Origin of the sequence: Streptomyces sp. 11x1, assembly GCF_032598905.1 — a bacterium.
Taxonomy (GTDB): domain Bacteria; phylum Actinomycetota; class Actinomycetes; order Streptomycetales; family Streptomycetaceae; genus Streptomyces.
Genome location: NZ_CP122458.1, coordinates 7,507,303 through 7,521,252, shown reverse-complemented (window position 1 = coordinate 7,521,252; position 13,950 = coordinate 7,507,303). Strand labels below are relative to the sequence as shown.

Sequence of the window (13,950 nt, the reverse complement as noted above, 5' to 3'; positions counted from 1 at the left end):
TCCTCCCCGCCCGTCAGAGCCGCTGGATGATCGTCCCGGTCGCCAGCCCGCCGCCGGCGCACATCGTCACCAGCGCGAACTCCTTGTCCGTACGCTCCAGCTCGTGCAGCGCGGTCGTGATGAGCCGTGCCCCGGTCGCGCCCACCGGGTGGCCGAGGGCGATGGCGCCGCCGTTGACGTTCACCTTCTCCAGGTCCTGGTCGAAGACCCGCGCCCAGCTCAACACCACCGACGCGAAGGCCTCGTTGATCTCCACCAGGTCGATGTCCTTCAGCGACATCCCGGCCTTCCCCAGCACGGCCTTGGTCGCGTCGATCGGCCCGTCGAGGTGGAAGTGGGGGTCGGAGCCGACCAGCGCCTGGGCGACGATCCGTGCCCTCGGTCGGAGCTTCAGCGCCCGCGCCATCCGCTTGGACGCCCACATGATCGCCGCCGCGCCGTCGCTGATCTGGGAGGAGTTGCCGGCCGTGTGGACCGCCGTCGGCATGATCGGCTTCAGCCGGGCCAGCACCTCCGCCGAGGTGTCGCGCAGCCCCTCGTCGTGGTCGACGAGCCGCCACATGCCCTGCCCGGCACCCTGTTCCGCCTCGGTCGTCGGCACCTGGACGGCGAACGTCTCCTTCTTGAACCGCTCCTCGGCCCACGCGACGGCGGCCCGCTCCTGGGACCGCAGGCCCAGCGCGTCCACGTCCTCTCGGCTGAGCCCCCGGTGCCGGGCGATCCGTTCGGCGGCCTCGAACTGGTTCGGCAGGTCGACGTTCCACTCCTCCGGGAACGGCTTGCCCGGCCCGTGCTTGGACCCCGACCCGAGCGGCACCCGGGACATGGCCTCGACCCCGCAGCTGATCCCGACGTCGATGACGCCGGCCGCGACCATGTTGGCCACCATGTGCGAGGCCTGCTGCGAGGAGCCGCACTGACAGTCGACGGTGGTCGCGGCCGTCTCGTACGGCAGGCCCATGGTCAGCCAGGCCGTGCGCGCGGGGTTCATGGACTGTTCGCCGGCGTGGGTCACGGTGCCGCCGACGATCTGCTCGACGCAGTCGGCGGGGATGCCGGTGCGGCCGAGGAGTTCACGGTAGGTCTCGCCCAGCAGATAGGCGGGGTGCAGGTTGGCGAGCGCGCCGCCGCGCCTGCCGATGGGGGTGCGTACGGCTTCGACGATCACGGGTTCCGCGGCCATGGGGAATCCTCTCGACGGTTACCCGCGCGGCGCGGGGCGTCCCGGCCCGACCCGCCACGCAGAACTAGTACGCGTTCTAGTTCTCTTCAGCAGTCTGCGGAGGGCCACTCCGACACCGCAAGGGTCGTGCGGCAATTGGCCGCCGATTGACGAGCCCGCACCCCTTGCCAGTTCTAGAACCCGTTACTACCGTCACCGCAATTCCTTATATCTGATGCTCCGTCAGGAGTTGCCGATGCCCTGTCCAGCGCTGCCCGACGGGTTCGACCTCACCGACCCCGACCTCCTGCACCACCGTGTCCCCCTCCCGGAGTTCGCCGAACTGCGCCGCACGGAACCGGTCCACTGGATCCCGCAGGCACCCGGCATCGCGGGCTTCGCGGACGAGGGCTACTGGGCCGTCACCCGGCACGCGGACGTCAAGTACGTCTCCACGCACCCGGAGTTGTTCTCCTCGACCGTCAACACCGCGATCATCCGCTTCAACGAGCACATCGAGCGCGACGCCATCGACGCCCAGCGGCTGATCCTGCTGAACATGGACCCGCCGGAGCACACCCGGGTCCGCCAGATCGTGCAGCGCGTGTTCACTCCGAGGGCGATCCGCGCGCTGGAGGACAACCTGCGCCACCGGGCCCTCACCATCGCCCGCGAGGCCGCCGCCCGTCCGGGCCCCTTCGACTTCGTCACCGAGGTCGCCTGCGAACTACCCCTCCAGGCCATCGCCGAGCTGATCGGCATCCCTCAGGAGGACCGCATCCGGATCTTCGAGTGGTCGAACCGGATGATCTCCTACGACGACCCGGAGTACGCCATCACCGAGGAGGTCGGCCAGCAGTCGGCGATGGAACTCATCGCCTACGCCATGAACATGGCCGCCGACCGCAAGCAGTGCCCGGCGAAGGACATCGTCACCACCCTGGTGGCCGCCGAGGACGAGGGGAACCTCGCCTCCGACGAGTTCGGCTTCTTCGTGCTGATGCTGGCCGTCGCGGGCAACGAGACGACCCGCAACGCCATCACCCACGGCATGCACGCCTTCCTCACCCACCCCGACCAGTGGGAGCTGTACAAGCGCGAGCGCCCCGCGACGGCCGCCGAGGAGATCGTCCGCTGGGCCGCCCCGGTCAACGCCTTCCAGCGCACCGCCACCCAGGACGTGGAACTCGGCGGCAAGCTCATTCGGAAGGGCGACCGCGTCGGCATCTTCTACGCCTCCGCCAACCACGACCCGGACGTCTTCGAGAACCCCGACGCCTTCGACATCACCCGCGACCCCAACCCCCACCTGGGCTTCGGCGGCGGAGGCCCCCACTTCTGCCTGGGCAAGTCCCTCGCGGTCCTGGAGATCGACCTCATCTTCAACGCGATCGCCGACGCGATGCCGGGTCTCCGCCTGGCCGGCGATCCCGACCGCCTGCGCTCCGCCTGGATCAACGGGGTGAAGCACCTCCAGGTGACCACGGGCTGACCCCACCCATCCCCCAGCACTCGGGCCGACGGCCTCCCGGCGCCGTCGGCCCGTCCGGCCGGAGGCAGGGGCCGCGCCCCCTACGCCCCGCCCCTGTCTCCGCCGTCTTCGGTCGTTCGTCCGCCCTCTCCGGCCGCTCCCCCGCCGTCGTGCCGGACGACCGTCGCGAGTCTGTCCGCCGTCTTCGGTTGCTCGCGCAGTTCCCCGCGCCCCTTTCGGGGCGCGGTGGTGCGCGGTCCCGTCAGGAGGTACGTCAGACCGAAGCCCGCACCCACCACCGCCGCCCCGCCCACCGCGTCCAGCACCCAGTGGTTGCCCGTCGCCACGATCGCCAGAACCGTGAAGAAGGGGTGCATCAGGCCGAGGACCTTCATCCACACCCTGGGGGCGACGATCGCGATCGTGAGGCCGCACCACAGGGACCAGCCGAAGTGCAGGGACGGCATCGCCGCGTACTGGTTGGCGACTTCGGTCAGTCTGCCGTAGTCCGGGCGGGAGAAGTCCTGGACGCCGTGGATGGTGTCGATGATGCCGAGGCCGGGCATCAGCCGCGGCGGCGCCAGGGGGTAGAGGAAGAAACCGACGAGCGCGAGGACCGTGGTGAAGCCGATGGCTGTGCGGGCCCAGCGGTAGTCGGCGGGGCGGCGCCAGTAGAGGAGGCCGAGGACGGTCAGCGGGACCACGAAGTGGAACGAGGTGTAGTAGAAGTCGAAGAAGACCCGCAGCCAGCCGATCCCGACGACCGTGTGGTTGAACCAGTGCTCGACGTCGAGGAACAGGGCCTCCTCGACGGAGAGAATCTGCCGGGCGTGCTCCTCGGCCGAGGCCCGGCTGCCGGTGGCCTCCAGCCGCGTGCGCTGGTAGGCCGCGTACACGACGCGGATCAGCAGCAGTTCGAGGAGCAGGTTCGGCCGGGTGGCCACCCGGCGCAGCAGCGGCGCCCGGCGGGGACGGGTCTGCGCCTTCGGGGCGTACTCCGTGGGCACGGGGGCCCGGTAGTACTCCGAGGTGCGGGACAGGAACGGCACGACGAGCGCGGCGGCGAGCGCGGCCAGCAGCACGACGTTGTCGCGGGCCGGGTACAGGACGTCCACGTTCGGGACCATCATCTTCGCCGGCAGGGTCATCACCAGGACGACGGCGACCGGCCACACGTAGCGCGAGGACTGCTTGGTGCCGACCCGGCCGACGGCCGCGAGCAGCACCCACAGCAGCTGGTGCTTCCAGGACGTCGGGGAGACGGCGACCACGACACAGCCGGTGATCGCGACGGCGAGCAGCAGCTGCCCGTCGCGGGCGTAGTGGACGGCCCGCCGCATGCCGAACACGGCGACGGCGGCGGCCAGCGCGAAGAAGACGACGATCTCCAGCGGGCCCGTGAGGCCCAGCCGGAGCAGCGCGCCGTGCAGGGACTGGTTGGCGAGGTCGTCCGCCCGGCCGCCGAGGCCGACGCCCCCGAGATGGTGCACCCAGTAGGTGAACGAGTCGTGCGGCATCGCGGCCCAGGCCAGCGCGGTGGCCCCGGCGAACGTGATCCCGGTGCTCGCGGCGGCCCGTCCGCGGCCGGTGAACCACAGCAGCGGCACGAACAGCAGCACGGTCGGCTGGAAGGCCGCGGCGAGCCCTATGAAGGCGCCGCTGGTCCGCTCGCCCCGCACCGCGAAGCAGCCCGCGAGGACGAGCAGCACGGGGATGATGCTGGTCTGGCCCAGGTAGAGGGTGTTGCGCACCGGCAGCGACAGCATCAGCAGGGTGACCGCGACGGGGGCCGCGAGCAGTGCCGTACGGCGGGTGACGGGCTGGGGCAGGGCGCGGGCTGCGACCAGACCGAGGGCGACGACCAGCAGGAGGGTGCCGAAGGTCCAGCCCCAGCCGAGGGCCTGTTCGGCCGTCCGGGTGAGGGGCTTGAGGACGAGGCCGCCGAAGGGGGTGCCGGTGAAGCGCGTCGAGTCGTACAGCGAGCCGTTCACGTGGAGGACTCCGCTGGGCCCGACCCAGGTCTCCAGGTCGGTGAGCCGCTCGCCCTTGGGGGTGTGGAGCACGACCGCGATCTGACGTACCGCCAGGACGCCGGCGACCAGCCACAGCACGGCCCGCAGGGCCCCCAGGCGCGCCGCCGCCGCACCGGTTCCCACGGCTCCGCCCGGTCTGCTCTGCTCCGTCGCCACGCGCTGTCGTCCTCCCGCCCCGTCGGCCGTCCCACCGAAAAGGCTCGCACTGTCCCGACGGTGAGACGCGGGCAACCCCGACTTCACCTGAGAGTCGCCCTCGCTTGTCCGGATGACGATAGTGCGCGTGGGGCCGTCGTCCCGCTCAAGGGCACGGCGGGGATCACGGATGCGCATCGCGGGCACGGTGGTGACAGACCACTGACAAACACCTGGAACCATGGGCCCGAGCGGTACGGCAGGTCAGCGGGGCAGTGGAAAGGCACGGGGGATGAAGGGTTTCGTACGGGGGCGCGCGCGTCCGGTACTGAGGGCGCGTGAGGGGCGCGGGATACGCGGACGGCTTGTGGTGGTCGTGCTGGCGCTGCTGGGGCTCCAGTTGGCCTCGCTCGTGGCACCGGCGTACGCCTGCGGCTGCGGTGCGATGGTGCCGGACGACCAGCGGAGTGTGTACGTGAGCCGCGAGCGGTCCGTGGTGCGCTGGGACGGCCGCGAGGAGCAGATCGTGATGAGTCTGACGGTCTCCGGCGACGCCCGGACGGCCGCGTGGATCATGCCGGTGCCGAACCGGGCGACGGTGGAGCTGGGCGACGCGGCCCTCTTCGACCAGCTCGACAAGGAGACCGCGCCCGTGTACGAGCGGCGTGAGTACTTCTGGCCGCGCTCGGACGACTGGCCCTTCGACATGTTCGAGGGCGACGGCGCGGGGGACGCGGCGGCCGGGGGCCCGCGGTCCCCGGTGGACGTCGTCGGCCGCGAGCGGCTCGGCCCGTTCGACGTGGCGCGGCTGACCGCGACCGACTCCGGAGCGCTCGGCGACTGGCTGGACGGGAACGGCTTCCGGCTCCCGGACCGCCTGGACACGGCGCTGGAGCCGTACGTCCGGCAGAAGTGGGAGTACGTGGCGATCCGGCTCGCGCCGGAGGACTCGGCCGGCGGCACCCCGCTGTCCGGCACCCTCGACCCGCTGCACCTCACCTTCGCCAGCGACGAACTGGTCTATCCGATGCGGCTGTCACGGCTGGCCGACACACCGCAGGCGCTCGGCCTGTACGTGCTCGCCGAGCACCGGATGGAGCCGAGCTCGGCGATCGGCGGAGACGAGCCGGAGGTGACGTTCGCCGGCCGGCTCGGCGCGCCGGTGGGCACCCTCGGCGACCTGGCCGCGGGCGGCACGGGCTTCCTCACCGCCGTCGAGCAGGACTTCCCGCGGCCGGAGCGGATCTCCGGCGACCACACGCTGCGGCGGGCCGCGGCCGACGACACCTATCGAGAGGTCATCCACGTGGACGAGATGTGGACCGTATGGGGCATCCCCGGCTGGCTGCTGTCCTTCGGCATCGGCATGGCCGTGCTGGCGGTCAAGGCGGTCGCCGTCGCGATCGTGCTCAAGCGCAACGCCAAGCGACAGCTGCCGCCCGTGCCGCCGCCGGGCGCCTTCATGCCGCCGGGCGCGTACCCTCCGGGGGCCTACCCGCCGGGCGCGCACATGCCGCCGGGCGCGCCGACGCCGCCCGGCGCTCCGGTGCCTCCCGGGGCCGGTCCGGCGCCCGCACCGGAGGCCGCAGCCGACCCCAAGTCCGCGCCGAACGGCTGACACACCTCCGGGAACCGCTGACAGGGAGCCCACACCGCGCCTATATTCATTAGCGCACCTACTTAGCTGCTCTAAGTAAGTACCCTGATGGAAGGCGCGGGAGGCACAGCTTCATGAGCGAGTCACGGACCTGGGACGACGTGGACGCCTACTTCTCCACCCACCTCGCCCCGAACGACGAGGCCCTGGCGGCGGCGCTGCGCGACAACGAGGCGGCCGGGCTCCCGGCCATCGACGTCGCCGCGGGCCAGGGTAAGTTCCTCCACCTCCTCGCCCTGATCCAGGGCGCCCGGCGCATCCTGGAGATCGGCACCCTCGGCGGCTACAGCACCATCTGGCTGGCCCGCGCGCTGCCCGCCGACGGCCGGCTGATCTCCCTGGAGTACAGCGCCCGGCACGCGGAGGTCGCGTGCCGCAACATCGCGCGCGCCGGGCTCGACCACCTCGTCGAGGTCCGGGTCGGCCCTGCCCTGGAGTCGCTGCCCAAGCTGACCGACGAGAACCCCGAACCCTTCGACCTGGTCTTCATCGACGCGGACAAGGCCAACAACCCGCACTACGTGGAGTGGGCCCTGAAGCTCACCCGGGCCGGCAGCGTCATCGTCGTCGACAACGTCGTACGCGGCGGCCGGGTCGCCGACGCCGGCAGCACCGAGCCGGACGTCCGCGGCACCCGCGCCGCCATCGAACTCATCGCCACGCACCCGAAGTTGTCCGGCACCGCGCTGCAGACCGTGGGCAGCAAGGGGTACGACGGCTTCGCCCTGGCCCGGGTGACCGACTGACGCCGTCGAGGGGAGCGGGCCCCGTCAGCCCTCGTGGTAGAAGCCCACGTTGACGCTGCGGGGAGCCGTGCGGTCGTGGATGACGAGTTCGCCGGAGCTGCCGTGCGGCAGCTTCGCCGTGCCGCCGTACGGCAGCGGCGAGGGCTGATGGCCCTGCAGGGTCAGCCGCACCTCGGAGGACGGGTCGGCGTGCGAGCCGCGCAGCCACGTGACCTGCCAGGTCCCGTCGGGGCCGCACAGGAACTCCAGGTGCACACGGGAGACGAAGAGCCAGTCGTCCGGTGTCGCGAGCCGGCACACCGCCCGATCGCGGCCCACCCGGAGCACGCCGCCCGGCTCGCTGGGCGCGTCGGCCATCTGCATGCCGGCCGTCGCCCCGGCGTCCGCCTCGGAGACCGAGGCCATGGTGAGTTCGAGCACGTACCGCTCCTAACGGGTCAAACTCCGATTGTCGCTGCGCACGGCACGTTTGGCACGCCGCCGCCGCATGATAAATCGCCGGATCGTCCTGTTGTGCGGGCTCCGGCACAATGGACGCATGACCGAGCGAAAGCCCCCCGGTGTCAGCTTCGAGTCGTTCGTCGACAAACAGATCCGCGACGCCGAGGCGCGCGGCGACTTCAAGAGCCTCCCCGGCGTCGGCCGGCCGCTGGAGGGCGACGACACCACGTACGACGAACTGTGGTGGATCAAACGGAAGATGGCCCGCGAGGGCCTGTCGGTCCTGCCCCCGACGCTGGCCCTGCGCAAGGAGGCCGAGGACGCGCTCGCGACGGCCGCCGAGGCCCCTTCCGAACGCGTCGTCCGCAAGATCGTCACCGAGATCAACTCCAAGATCCGCGACATGATGTTCAAGCCCCCACCGGGACCCCCGCTCGGCCTGAAGCCCTACGACGTGGAAGAGGTCGTACGGCAGTGGCGTGAGCGCCGAGAGGGACGGCAGCGCCAGGAGGGGTGAGCCCGCCGCCCGGCCGCCCGGCACCGGTGCGGCCGACCCGGTCCCCTGACGACCCCGGCGTCCCTATGGCGCCCCGCGCAGAAGACCGCGCCCCGGGGCACGACCCGGGGCGCGGTCTCGTCAAGTGCCGGTGTCGCTGTCGCGGTCAGAGGCGCAGCAGCCGTTCGGTCAGCTCGCGGTAGTCGCGCAGAGCGAGGCGGAGCTGTTCGGTGTCGGTGGCGCGGTCGTCGGCGCCGGTCTCCCAGGTGTTGCGGAGGGTACGGCGCCGCTGGGTCATCGCGTCGGTGAAGCGGGCGGTGACCTCCTCCAGGACGTGGTCGGCCTCCTCGACGGCGGAGCGGGGCTCGTCGACGAACCCACCGACCGCGTGCTGCAGCCGCAGCGTCAGCTTGTCGCTCTCGTCATGGGGCAGCAGGGGGGACCCGGCGGACCTGGAGCCGTTCCCGCCGGGGGCCCTGGTGGGGCCCTCGCCGCGGCCCGGCCCGGGGGTGTCCGCGCCCCGAACCCCGGCGGGCTCGTCGCGGACGCCCATCGTCCTGTGCTCGGTACGGCCGCCGGTGCGGCCGTCCGCGGTGTCGTGGCCGGCCACCAGCGGAGCCCCGGTGCCGCCCGTCGCCGAGTCGGCCGCGTCCGCCGCGCGGCTGCCCGGAGGGATGCCGCTCGCCCGCGTACCGTCCCGCCTCGCGTCGGCCTCGCGCGTGTCACGCGGACCGCGTTCGCGGATGCCCTCGCCCCTCGTCATGTCGTCGGTCATCCCCCTCAACTTCCTTTCGCGTGGCGCCTGGCCGGCGCCCATGGCAGATGGGACCGGTGACGGCCGTCGGCGGCCGCACCGTCGCGCACGTCGCGTCGCGCGGAGCCGTCGCGGTGGGCGCGGCCCGCGTGTCCGGCCGAGGCGTCGCGGTCCGCCCGCGCGTCCCGGCGGCTCGGCGTCACCAGGTCCTCGAACAGGGCCCGGGCCTCGATCATGGCCTCGCGCAGGTCCTCGGTGCCGGTACCGGGGTCGACACCGTTGCCGTCGAACGCTCCCGTGCGGCCCTGGGCGGTGTCGCCGGTGGTGTGCGCCGCGAGGTGCACCCGGCGGTAGCCGTGCACATGGTGGGCGTGGTGGACGGAGAGCGCCTCCAGCTGGGTCTCGTAGCGGTTCCCGTCCGGGAAGCCGCGAGCCTCGGCCACCTCGGAGATCAGCCGGTCCGCCTCGGCGACCGCCTCACGGGGCGAGTCGACGAAGCGCTCCTGGGCGGCGGCCCAGCGCGACTCGTACCGTTCGCGCTCGGCGCTCGGCAGCGGCCGCTTCTCCAGCGAGCCGTGCCGCTTGACCCGCTCCGCGAGTTCCCGGGCGGCGGCCCGCTCGTCACCGTCGTGGCGGGCCACGGTCCGGTCGTACTCGGGGCCGAAGCGCCGCTTCAGCGAGCCGCCGCCACCCGCGCCCCTACGGGCGCGCAGCGTCAGGACGGCGGCCACGACAACCACGAGCGCCACGATCACGATCAAAGCGATGATCAATCCTGTGGACATGAATGCCTTCCAGAGTCCTCGGCCCGGGCGTCTCGCCCCGTCGGGCCGTTTCGCACCGGGTTGCCCGAACCCGTTCGTTCAAACGGCAAGCGCGTGCGCGCGGGACGACTGCGGGACGACCGCGTGACACCCGGGGCGGCGGCGTAAATCGTTTGCGAGGCGCCCCGCCCCGCTCCCGACAATGACCGCCATGACCCGTTCGACACCCCCGTCGGTTCCGCAGCCCCCCACGCCCCGCACACCCCTCACCTCCGGCACGCCGGCTCCGGAACGCTGGTCCGTGGCCGCCGAGCCCCACGACTCCCCCGTGGCCGCGTCCCTCTGGCGCGCGTACTACACGGAGGTCAGCGACCGCTGGTACCGGCTCCACGAAGGGCGTGCCACGGACCCGGACGAACTGGAGCGGGAGGTCACGGCGGACACCGGGGAGTACCTCGCACCGCCGGGCGGACTCCTGCTGGTGGCACGGTACGAGGGCGAGCCCGTCGGCACGGCGGGGGTGCGGTTGGCGGACGCCACGACCGCCGAGCTGAAGCGGGTGTACCTACGGCCGCGGGCCCGGGGCCGGGGCGGCGCCGCGCTGCTCGTGACGGCGGCCGAGGACGCGGCCCGCGCGCTGGGCGCCGAACGGATGGTGCTCGACACCCGGAACGACCTGGTGGAGGCCCGCGCGCTGTACGCCCGGCTCGGCTACGCGGAGAGCGCCCCGCACAACGACCACGCGTACGCGGACCACTGGTTCACGAAGGCACTGACGGAGACGTCGAAGCCGTGGGCGGCGCGGGAGGTGTCGGCGGTGTCCCCGAGCCCCGCCCGCCGGCCGGCCGGCGGGTGATCGCCCCTGCGGAGTGCGGGCGTTCCTCGTCGGAGCCGCACAGCTCGGCGTTGAGTTCCTCGACGAGCCGGACGAGGTCGGTGGGGCGGTCGCGGCCCCACCAGTCGCCGAGGAACTCGGCGAGGGAGTCCTCGCGCGCCTTGGCGAGCCGGTCTGCGGCCTCATGGCCGGCGTCGGTGAGGACGAGGTCGATGCCGTCGCGACGGGCGAGACGGCACTCCTCGACCTGCCGGGTCGCGGCCATGATCACATCGAGCGGGACGGTGCTGCGCTCGGCGAGGACGGCGGGCTCGGCCCAGCCGTAGCGCCGGATCCGCAGCAGCAGCCAGCTCGTCGCGGGCAGCAGGTCGTAACCGGCCCGAGCGGTGATCTTCCGGTAGATCTCGCGGCGGCCCTCTCGAGAACCGAGCACCGACAGCGCCCGGCACACCTCGTCGTACGACGACCGCTCGACCGGGTTGCTGGCGAGCGTCTCCGTGGCGTCCGGCGCCGTCACGGACGCCCGCAGCCGGTCCTCACGCAGGAACCAGGCGAGGGCGAAGCCGAGCAGCGCGACCGGGGCCGCGTAGACGAAAACGTCGGTGATGGAGGAGGCGTACGCGTCGAGGACGGGCGGGCGCAGCGCGGCGGGGAGGTCGGCGATCTCGCGGGGGTCGGCCTTCAGTCCCTCCACGGTGACGCCGGCGGGCAGCGCGGCCCCGTCGAGCGCATCGGTGAGCTTGTCGCCGAGGTGGCCGGCGAAGACCGTACCGAAGACGGCTACGCCGAACGAGGCGCCGATGGACCGGAAGAAGGTGGCGCCGGAGGTGGCGACGCCGAGGTCCTCGTAGGAGACGGCGTTCTGCACGATGAGGACGAGGACCTGCATGACGAGACCGAGCCCGGCCCCGAAGACGAAGAGGTACGCGCTCATCTCGCCGTCGCCGCTGTCGGCGTCCAGTTGATGCAGGAGCAGCAGGCCCAGCGTGGTGACGGCCGTCCCGGCGAGCGGGAACACCTTCCAGCGGCCCGTACGGCTGACGATCTGCCCGGAGACCGTCGAGGACAGCAGCAGCCCGAACACCATCGGCAGCATGTGCACACCGGACATGGTCGGCGAGACACCGTGCACGACCTGCAGGAACGTCGGCAGATAGGTCATCGCCCCGAACATCGCGAAGCCGACGACGAAGCTGATGACGGCGGACAGGGTGAAGGTGCGGACGCGGAACAGCTTGAGCGGCAGGACGGGTTCGGAGGCCCGCCGTTCGACGGCCACGAAGACGACGACCAGCAGCACGGCCAGCACGGAGAGGCCGATGATCTGCGGCGAGTTCCAGTCCCAGGTGGTGCCGCCGAGGGAGGCGACCAGGACCAGACAGGTGGCCACGGAGGCGATCAGGAAGGTCCCGAGGTAGTCGATGACGTGCCGTTCGGAGCGGCGCGGGATGCGCAGCACGGCGGCGATGACGACCAACGCGACCGCTCCGACGGGCAGGTTGACGTAGAACACCCAACGCCAGCTCAGATGCTCGGTGAACAGCCCGCCCAGCAGCGGCCCGAGCACGCTCGTCGCGCCGAAGACCGCGCCGAACAGCCCCTGGTAGCGCCCGCGTTCGCGCGGTGGGACGAGGTCCCCGACGATCGCCATCGACAGCACCATCAACCCGCCGCCGCCGAGGCCCTGAAGCGCCCGGAATCCGATCAACTGGGGCATGTCCTGGGCCGCTCCGCACAGCGCCGACCCGATGAGAAAAATCACGATCGCCGTCTGGAACAGCCGCTTCCTGCCGTACTGGTCGCCCAGCTTCCCCCACAGCGGGGTCGCCGCCGTCGCGGCCAGCATGTACGCCGTGACCACCCACGACAGGTGTTCCAGCCCGCCGAGGTCGCTCACGATCGTCGGCAGCGCCGTCGACACGATCGTCTGGTCCAGCGCGGCCAGCAGCATGCCCAGCAGCAGGGCCCCGATGGAGACCATCACCCCGCCGGGCACCCGCTCCGACGTGGGGACGCCGTGGCCACGGGGTCCGGACGGGGGTGTGCGGCCGGCGGCGCCGGTGGGGACGCCGGTGGAGGCGGGCCCGTGCGAGGCCCCCTTCGTGGGCCCGTGCGCGGGCTCGTGAGGGCCCGGCTCGTGGCTGATGTCGTCGGTCATGCAGACCTCCTGAGGACCCGAGGGCCTCGTACAGCGCCCTCAGTCTCCTCTCCTTCTTCCTCTTCCTCCATGTCCGTTCCCATGGTGGTCGGTGTGACCGGTTATGGCCTGTCGAGGCTTTTCCGGAACCCGCGATTCCCGAAGTGTTCGGGAGATTCCGTGTCGACCCTTTGCCTAAACTCTGGAGTCTTCACGGGGAGGAACGACACGTGAGTGAACCGACCAGTCACATATGCCCGGAGTGCTTCACACCCCGGGCCTCGGACGGCACGCCGTCCTGCGCGTGCGCCCGCCGCGCGTCCGAGGCCCTGCTCAAGACCCGTACGGCCGAGGCGGCGGCCGCAGAGGACTTCGACCCCCTCCGGATACGGCCTTACGTGGAGCTGGGTGACGAGACCGACGTCCCCCGCGGCACCGCGCGGCACTACGGAACTGCAGGAGCCGCCGAAGCCCCCGGGCCGGCCCCCGACCGCACACCGACGACCACGATGCCGCTGACCACGGCGCCGACGACCGCGATGCCCTTGACCACGACGCCGCCAGCCACGACGACGATGAGCACGGCGACGTCGGCCGGGCGCGCCCGGGGCCGGCGCCGCCGCCGTGCGGGGCTGATGGTGGCCATCGCCGGGACGGCCGCCGCCGGGGTGATGGCCGCCGCCGGATTCGCGAGCGGGCTGTTCTCGTACGAGGCACCCGAGCGGGACCGTGCGCTACCGGACGACTGGCGGGCGAGCGTGCCGGACACGTCGCCCGACGGGGAGGCGTCGCCGGTGGAGCCGTCCGGGGAGCGCGGCGCCGACGCCGGGGGTGGGGTGCCCGTGCCCGCACCGTCGAGCGGCGGCGCGGGGTCGCCGAGCCCCTCCAAGAGCCCGTCGCCCTCTCCGTCGCCCTCGGAGCCGTCCGGCTCGCCGTCGCCGTCCGTGTCGCCGAGCCCCGAAGAGAGCGGGCCGAGCGCGGGCGCCTCCACCGGCTCCTCGGCCGCCGACGCGAACGAGGCGGACGACAGCCGGCTGAGGGGCCCGAAGACACTGCGCGCAGGCGACGACGACCCCGAGGTCACCGAACTCCAGCTCCGACTGCGTCAGTTGGGCCTCTACATCGGTGACATCGACCAGAACTTCGACGACCAGCTCGAACAGGCCGTCATCGTCTACCAGAACACCCGAGGCATCACGAAGGACAAGGAGGAGCCGGGCGTCTACGGCCTGGTGACCCGGAAGCGTCTGGAGTCGGAGACGAAGAAGCCGTGACGCAGCATGGGAACGCGGAACGGCTGTAGCACCGCTACGAGATCA

12 protein-coding genes are annotated in these 13,950 nt (G+C 72.1%); 6 read left to right on the top strand and 6 right to left on the bottom strand.

From position 1 onward, the window contains the following. Positions 1–13: 13 nt before the first annotated feature. Positions 14–1,183, bottom strand: a complete 1,170-nt coding sequence (locus P8T65_RS33035; RefSeq protein ID WP_316728850.1) for a steroid 3-ketoacyl-CoA thiolase — start codon at positions 1,181–1,183, stop codon at positions 14–16. A gap of 235 nt (positions 1,184–1,418) precedes the next feature. On the opposite strand from P8T65_RS33035, the gene P8T65_RS33030 reads away from it, so the two are divergent. Further along, on the top strand, positions 1,419–2,654 hold the full coding sequence (locus P8T65_RS33030; protein WP_316728849.1) for a cytochrome P450: 1,236 nt from the start codon (positions 1,419–1,421) through the stop codon (positions 2,652–2,654). An 80-nt stretch (positions 2,655–2,734) separates the two neighbouring features. On the opposite strand, the gene P8T65_RS33025 is transcribed toward P8T65_RS33030, so the two are convergent. Further along, entirely contained in the window at positions 2,735–4,822 is a 2,088-nt protein-coding gene (locus tag P8T65_RS33025; RefSeq protein WP_316728848.1) for a bifunctional glycosyltransferase 87/phosphatase PAP2 family protein, read from the bottom strand. 271 nt (positions 4,823–5,093) lie between these two features. Here P8T65_RS33025 and P8T65_RS33020 point away from each other — a divergent pair, with 271 nt between their 5' ends. Beyond that, entirely contained in the window at positions 5,094–6,419 is a 1,326-nt protein-coding gene (locus P8T65_RS33020) for a DUF2330 domain-containing protein (protein ID WP_316728847.1), read from the top strand. Between the two features lie 113 nt (positions 6,420–6,532). Further along, on the top strand, positions 6,533–7,204 hold the full coding sequence (locus P8T65_RS33015; protein ID WP_316728846.1) for an O-methyltransferase: 672 nt from the start codon (positions 6,533–6,535) through the stop codon (positions 7,202–7,204). A gap of 24 nt (positions 7,205–7,228) precedes the next feature. Here P8T65_RS33015 and P8T65_RS33010 read toward each other — a convergent pair whose 3' ends face one another. Continuing rightward, the gene (locus P8T65_RS33010; protein WP_215455150.1) at positions 7,229–7,624 is read right to left on the bottom strand and encodes a hypothetical protein; all 396 of its coding nucleotides are present in this window, start codon (positions 7,622–7,624) and stop codon (positions 7,229–7,231) included. Positions 7,625–7,742: 118 nt separating this feature from the next. On the opposite strand from P8T65_RS33010, the gene P8T65_RS33005 reads away from it, so the two are divergent. Further along, the gene (locus P8T65_RS33005) at positions 7,743–8,162 is read left to right on the top strand and encodes a DUF1992 domain-containing protein (protein WP_316728845.1); all 420 of its coding nucleotides are present in this window, start codon (positions 7,743–7,745) and stop codon (positions 8,160–8,162) included. 145 nt (positions 8,163–8,307) lie between these two features. Here P8T65_RS33005 and P8T65_RS33000 read toward each other — a convergent pair whose 3' ends face one another. Both P8T65_RS33000 and P8T65_RS32995 read right to left on the bottom strand, forming a co-directional pair. After that, the gene (locus P8T65_RS33000; protein ID WP_316728844.1) at positions 8,308–8,916 is read right to left on the bottom strand and encodes a hypothetical protein; all 609 of its coding nucleotides are present in this window, start codon (positions 8,914–8,916) and stop codon (positions 8,308–8,310) included. A gap of 5 nt (positions 8,917–8,921) precedes the next feature. Then, positions 8,922–9,680: a hypothetical protein gene (locus P8T65_RS32995; protein WP_316728843.1), complete on the bottom strand. Its 759-nt coding sequence runs from the start codon at positions 9,678–9,680 to the stop codon at positions 8,922–8,924. 181 nt (positions 9,681–9,861) lie between these two features. Between P8T65_RS32995 and P8T65_RS32990 the strand changes: the two genes are divergently transcribed. Beyond that, positions 9,862–10,515, top strand: a complete 654-nt coding sequence (locus tag P8T65_RS32990) for a GNAT family N-acetyltransferase (RefSeq protein WP_399101196.1) — start codon at positions 9,862–9,864, stop codon at positions 10,513–10,515. On the opposite strand, the gene P8T65_RS32985 is transcribed toward P8T65_RS32990, so the two are convergent. Then, positions 10,421–12,652 (bottom strand): MDR family MFS transporter, encoded by a 2,232-nt coding sequence (locus tag P8T65_RS32985; RefSeq protein WP_399101193.1) that lies wholly within the window; start codon positions 12,650–12,652, stop codon positions 10,421–10,423. The genes P8T65_RS32990 and P8T65_RS32985 overlap by 95 nt on opposite strands. Positions 12,653–12,861: 209 nt before the next feature. On the opposite strand from P8T65_RS32985, the gene P8T65_RS32980 reads away from it, so the two are divergent. After that, positions 12,862–13,905: a peptidoglycan-binding protein gene (locus tag P8T65_RS32980; RefSeq protein ID WP_316728841.1), complete on the top strand. Its 1,044-nt coding sequence runs from the start codon at positions 12,862–12,864 to the stop codon at positions 13,903–13,905. Positions 13,906–13,950 lie beyond the last annotated feature (45 nt).

Coding starts and splice junctions, on each gene's coding strand:
- P8T65_RS33035 (WP_316728850.1), bottom strand. CDS start 1,183: ATGGCCGCGGAACCCGTGATCGTCGAAGCCGTACGCACCCCCATCGGC.
- P8T65_RS33030 (WP_316728849.1), top strand. CDS start 1,419: ATGCCCTGTCCAGCGCTGCCCGACGGGTTCGACCTCACCGACCCCGAC.
- P8T65_RS33020 (WP_316728847.1), top strand. CDS start 5,094: ATGAAGGGTTTCGTACGGGGGCGCGCGCGTCCGGTACTGAGGGCGCGT.
- P8T65_RS33015 (WP_316728846.1), top strand. CDS start 6,533: ATGAGCGAGTCACGGACCTGGGACGACGTGGACGCCTACTTCTCCACC.
- P8T65_RS33005 (WP_316728845.1), top strand. CDS start 7,743: ATGACCGAGCGAAAGCCCCCCGGTGTCAGCTTCGAGTCGTTCGTCGAC.
- P8T65_RS33000 (WP_316728844.1), bottom strand. CDS start 8,916: ATGACCGACGACATGACGAGGGGCGAGGGCATCCGCGAACGCGGTCCG.
- P8T65_RS32995 (WP_316728843.1), bottom strand. CDS start 9,680: ATGTCCACAGGATTGATCATCGCTTTGATCGTGATCGTGGCGCTCGTG.
- P8T65_RS32990 (WP_399101196.1), top strand. CDS start 9,862: ATGACCGCCATGACCCGTTCGACACCCCCGTCGGTTCCGCAGCCCCCC.
- P8T65_RS32985 (WP_399101193.1), bottom strand. CDS start 12,652: ATGACCGACGACATCAGCCACGAGCCGGGCCCTCACGAGCCCGCGCAC.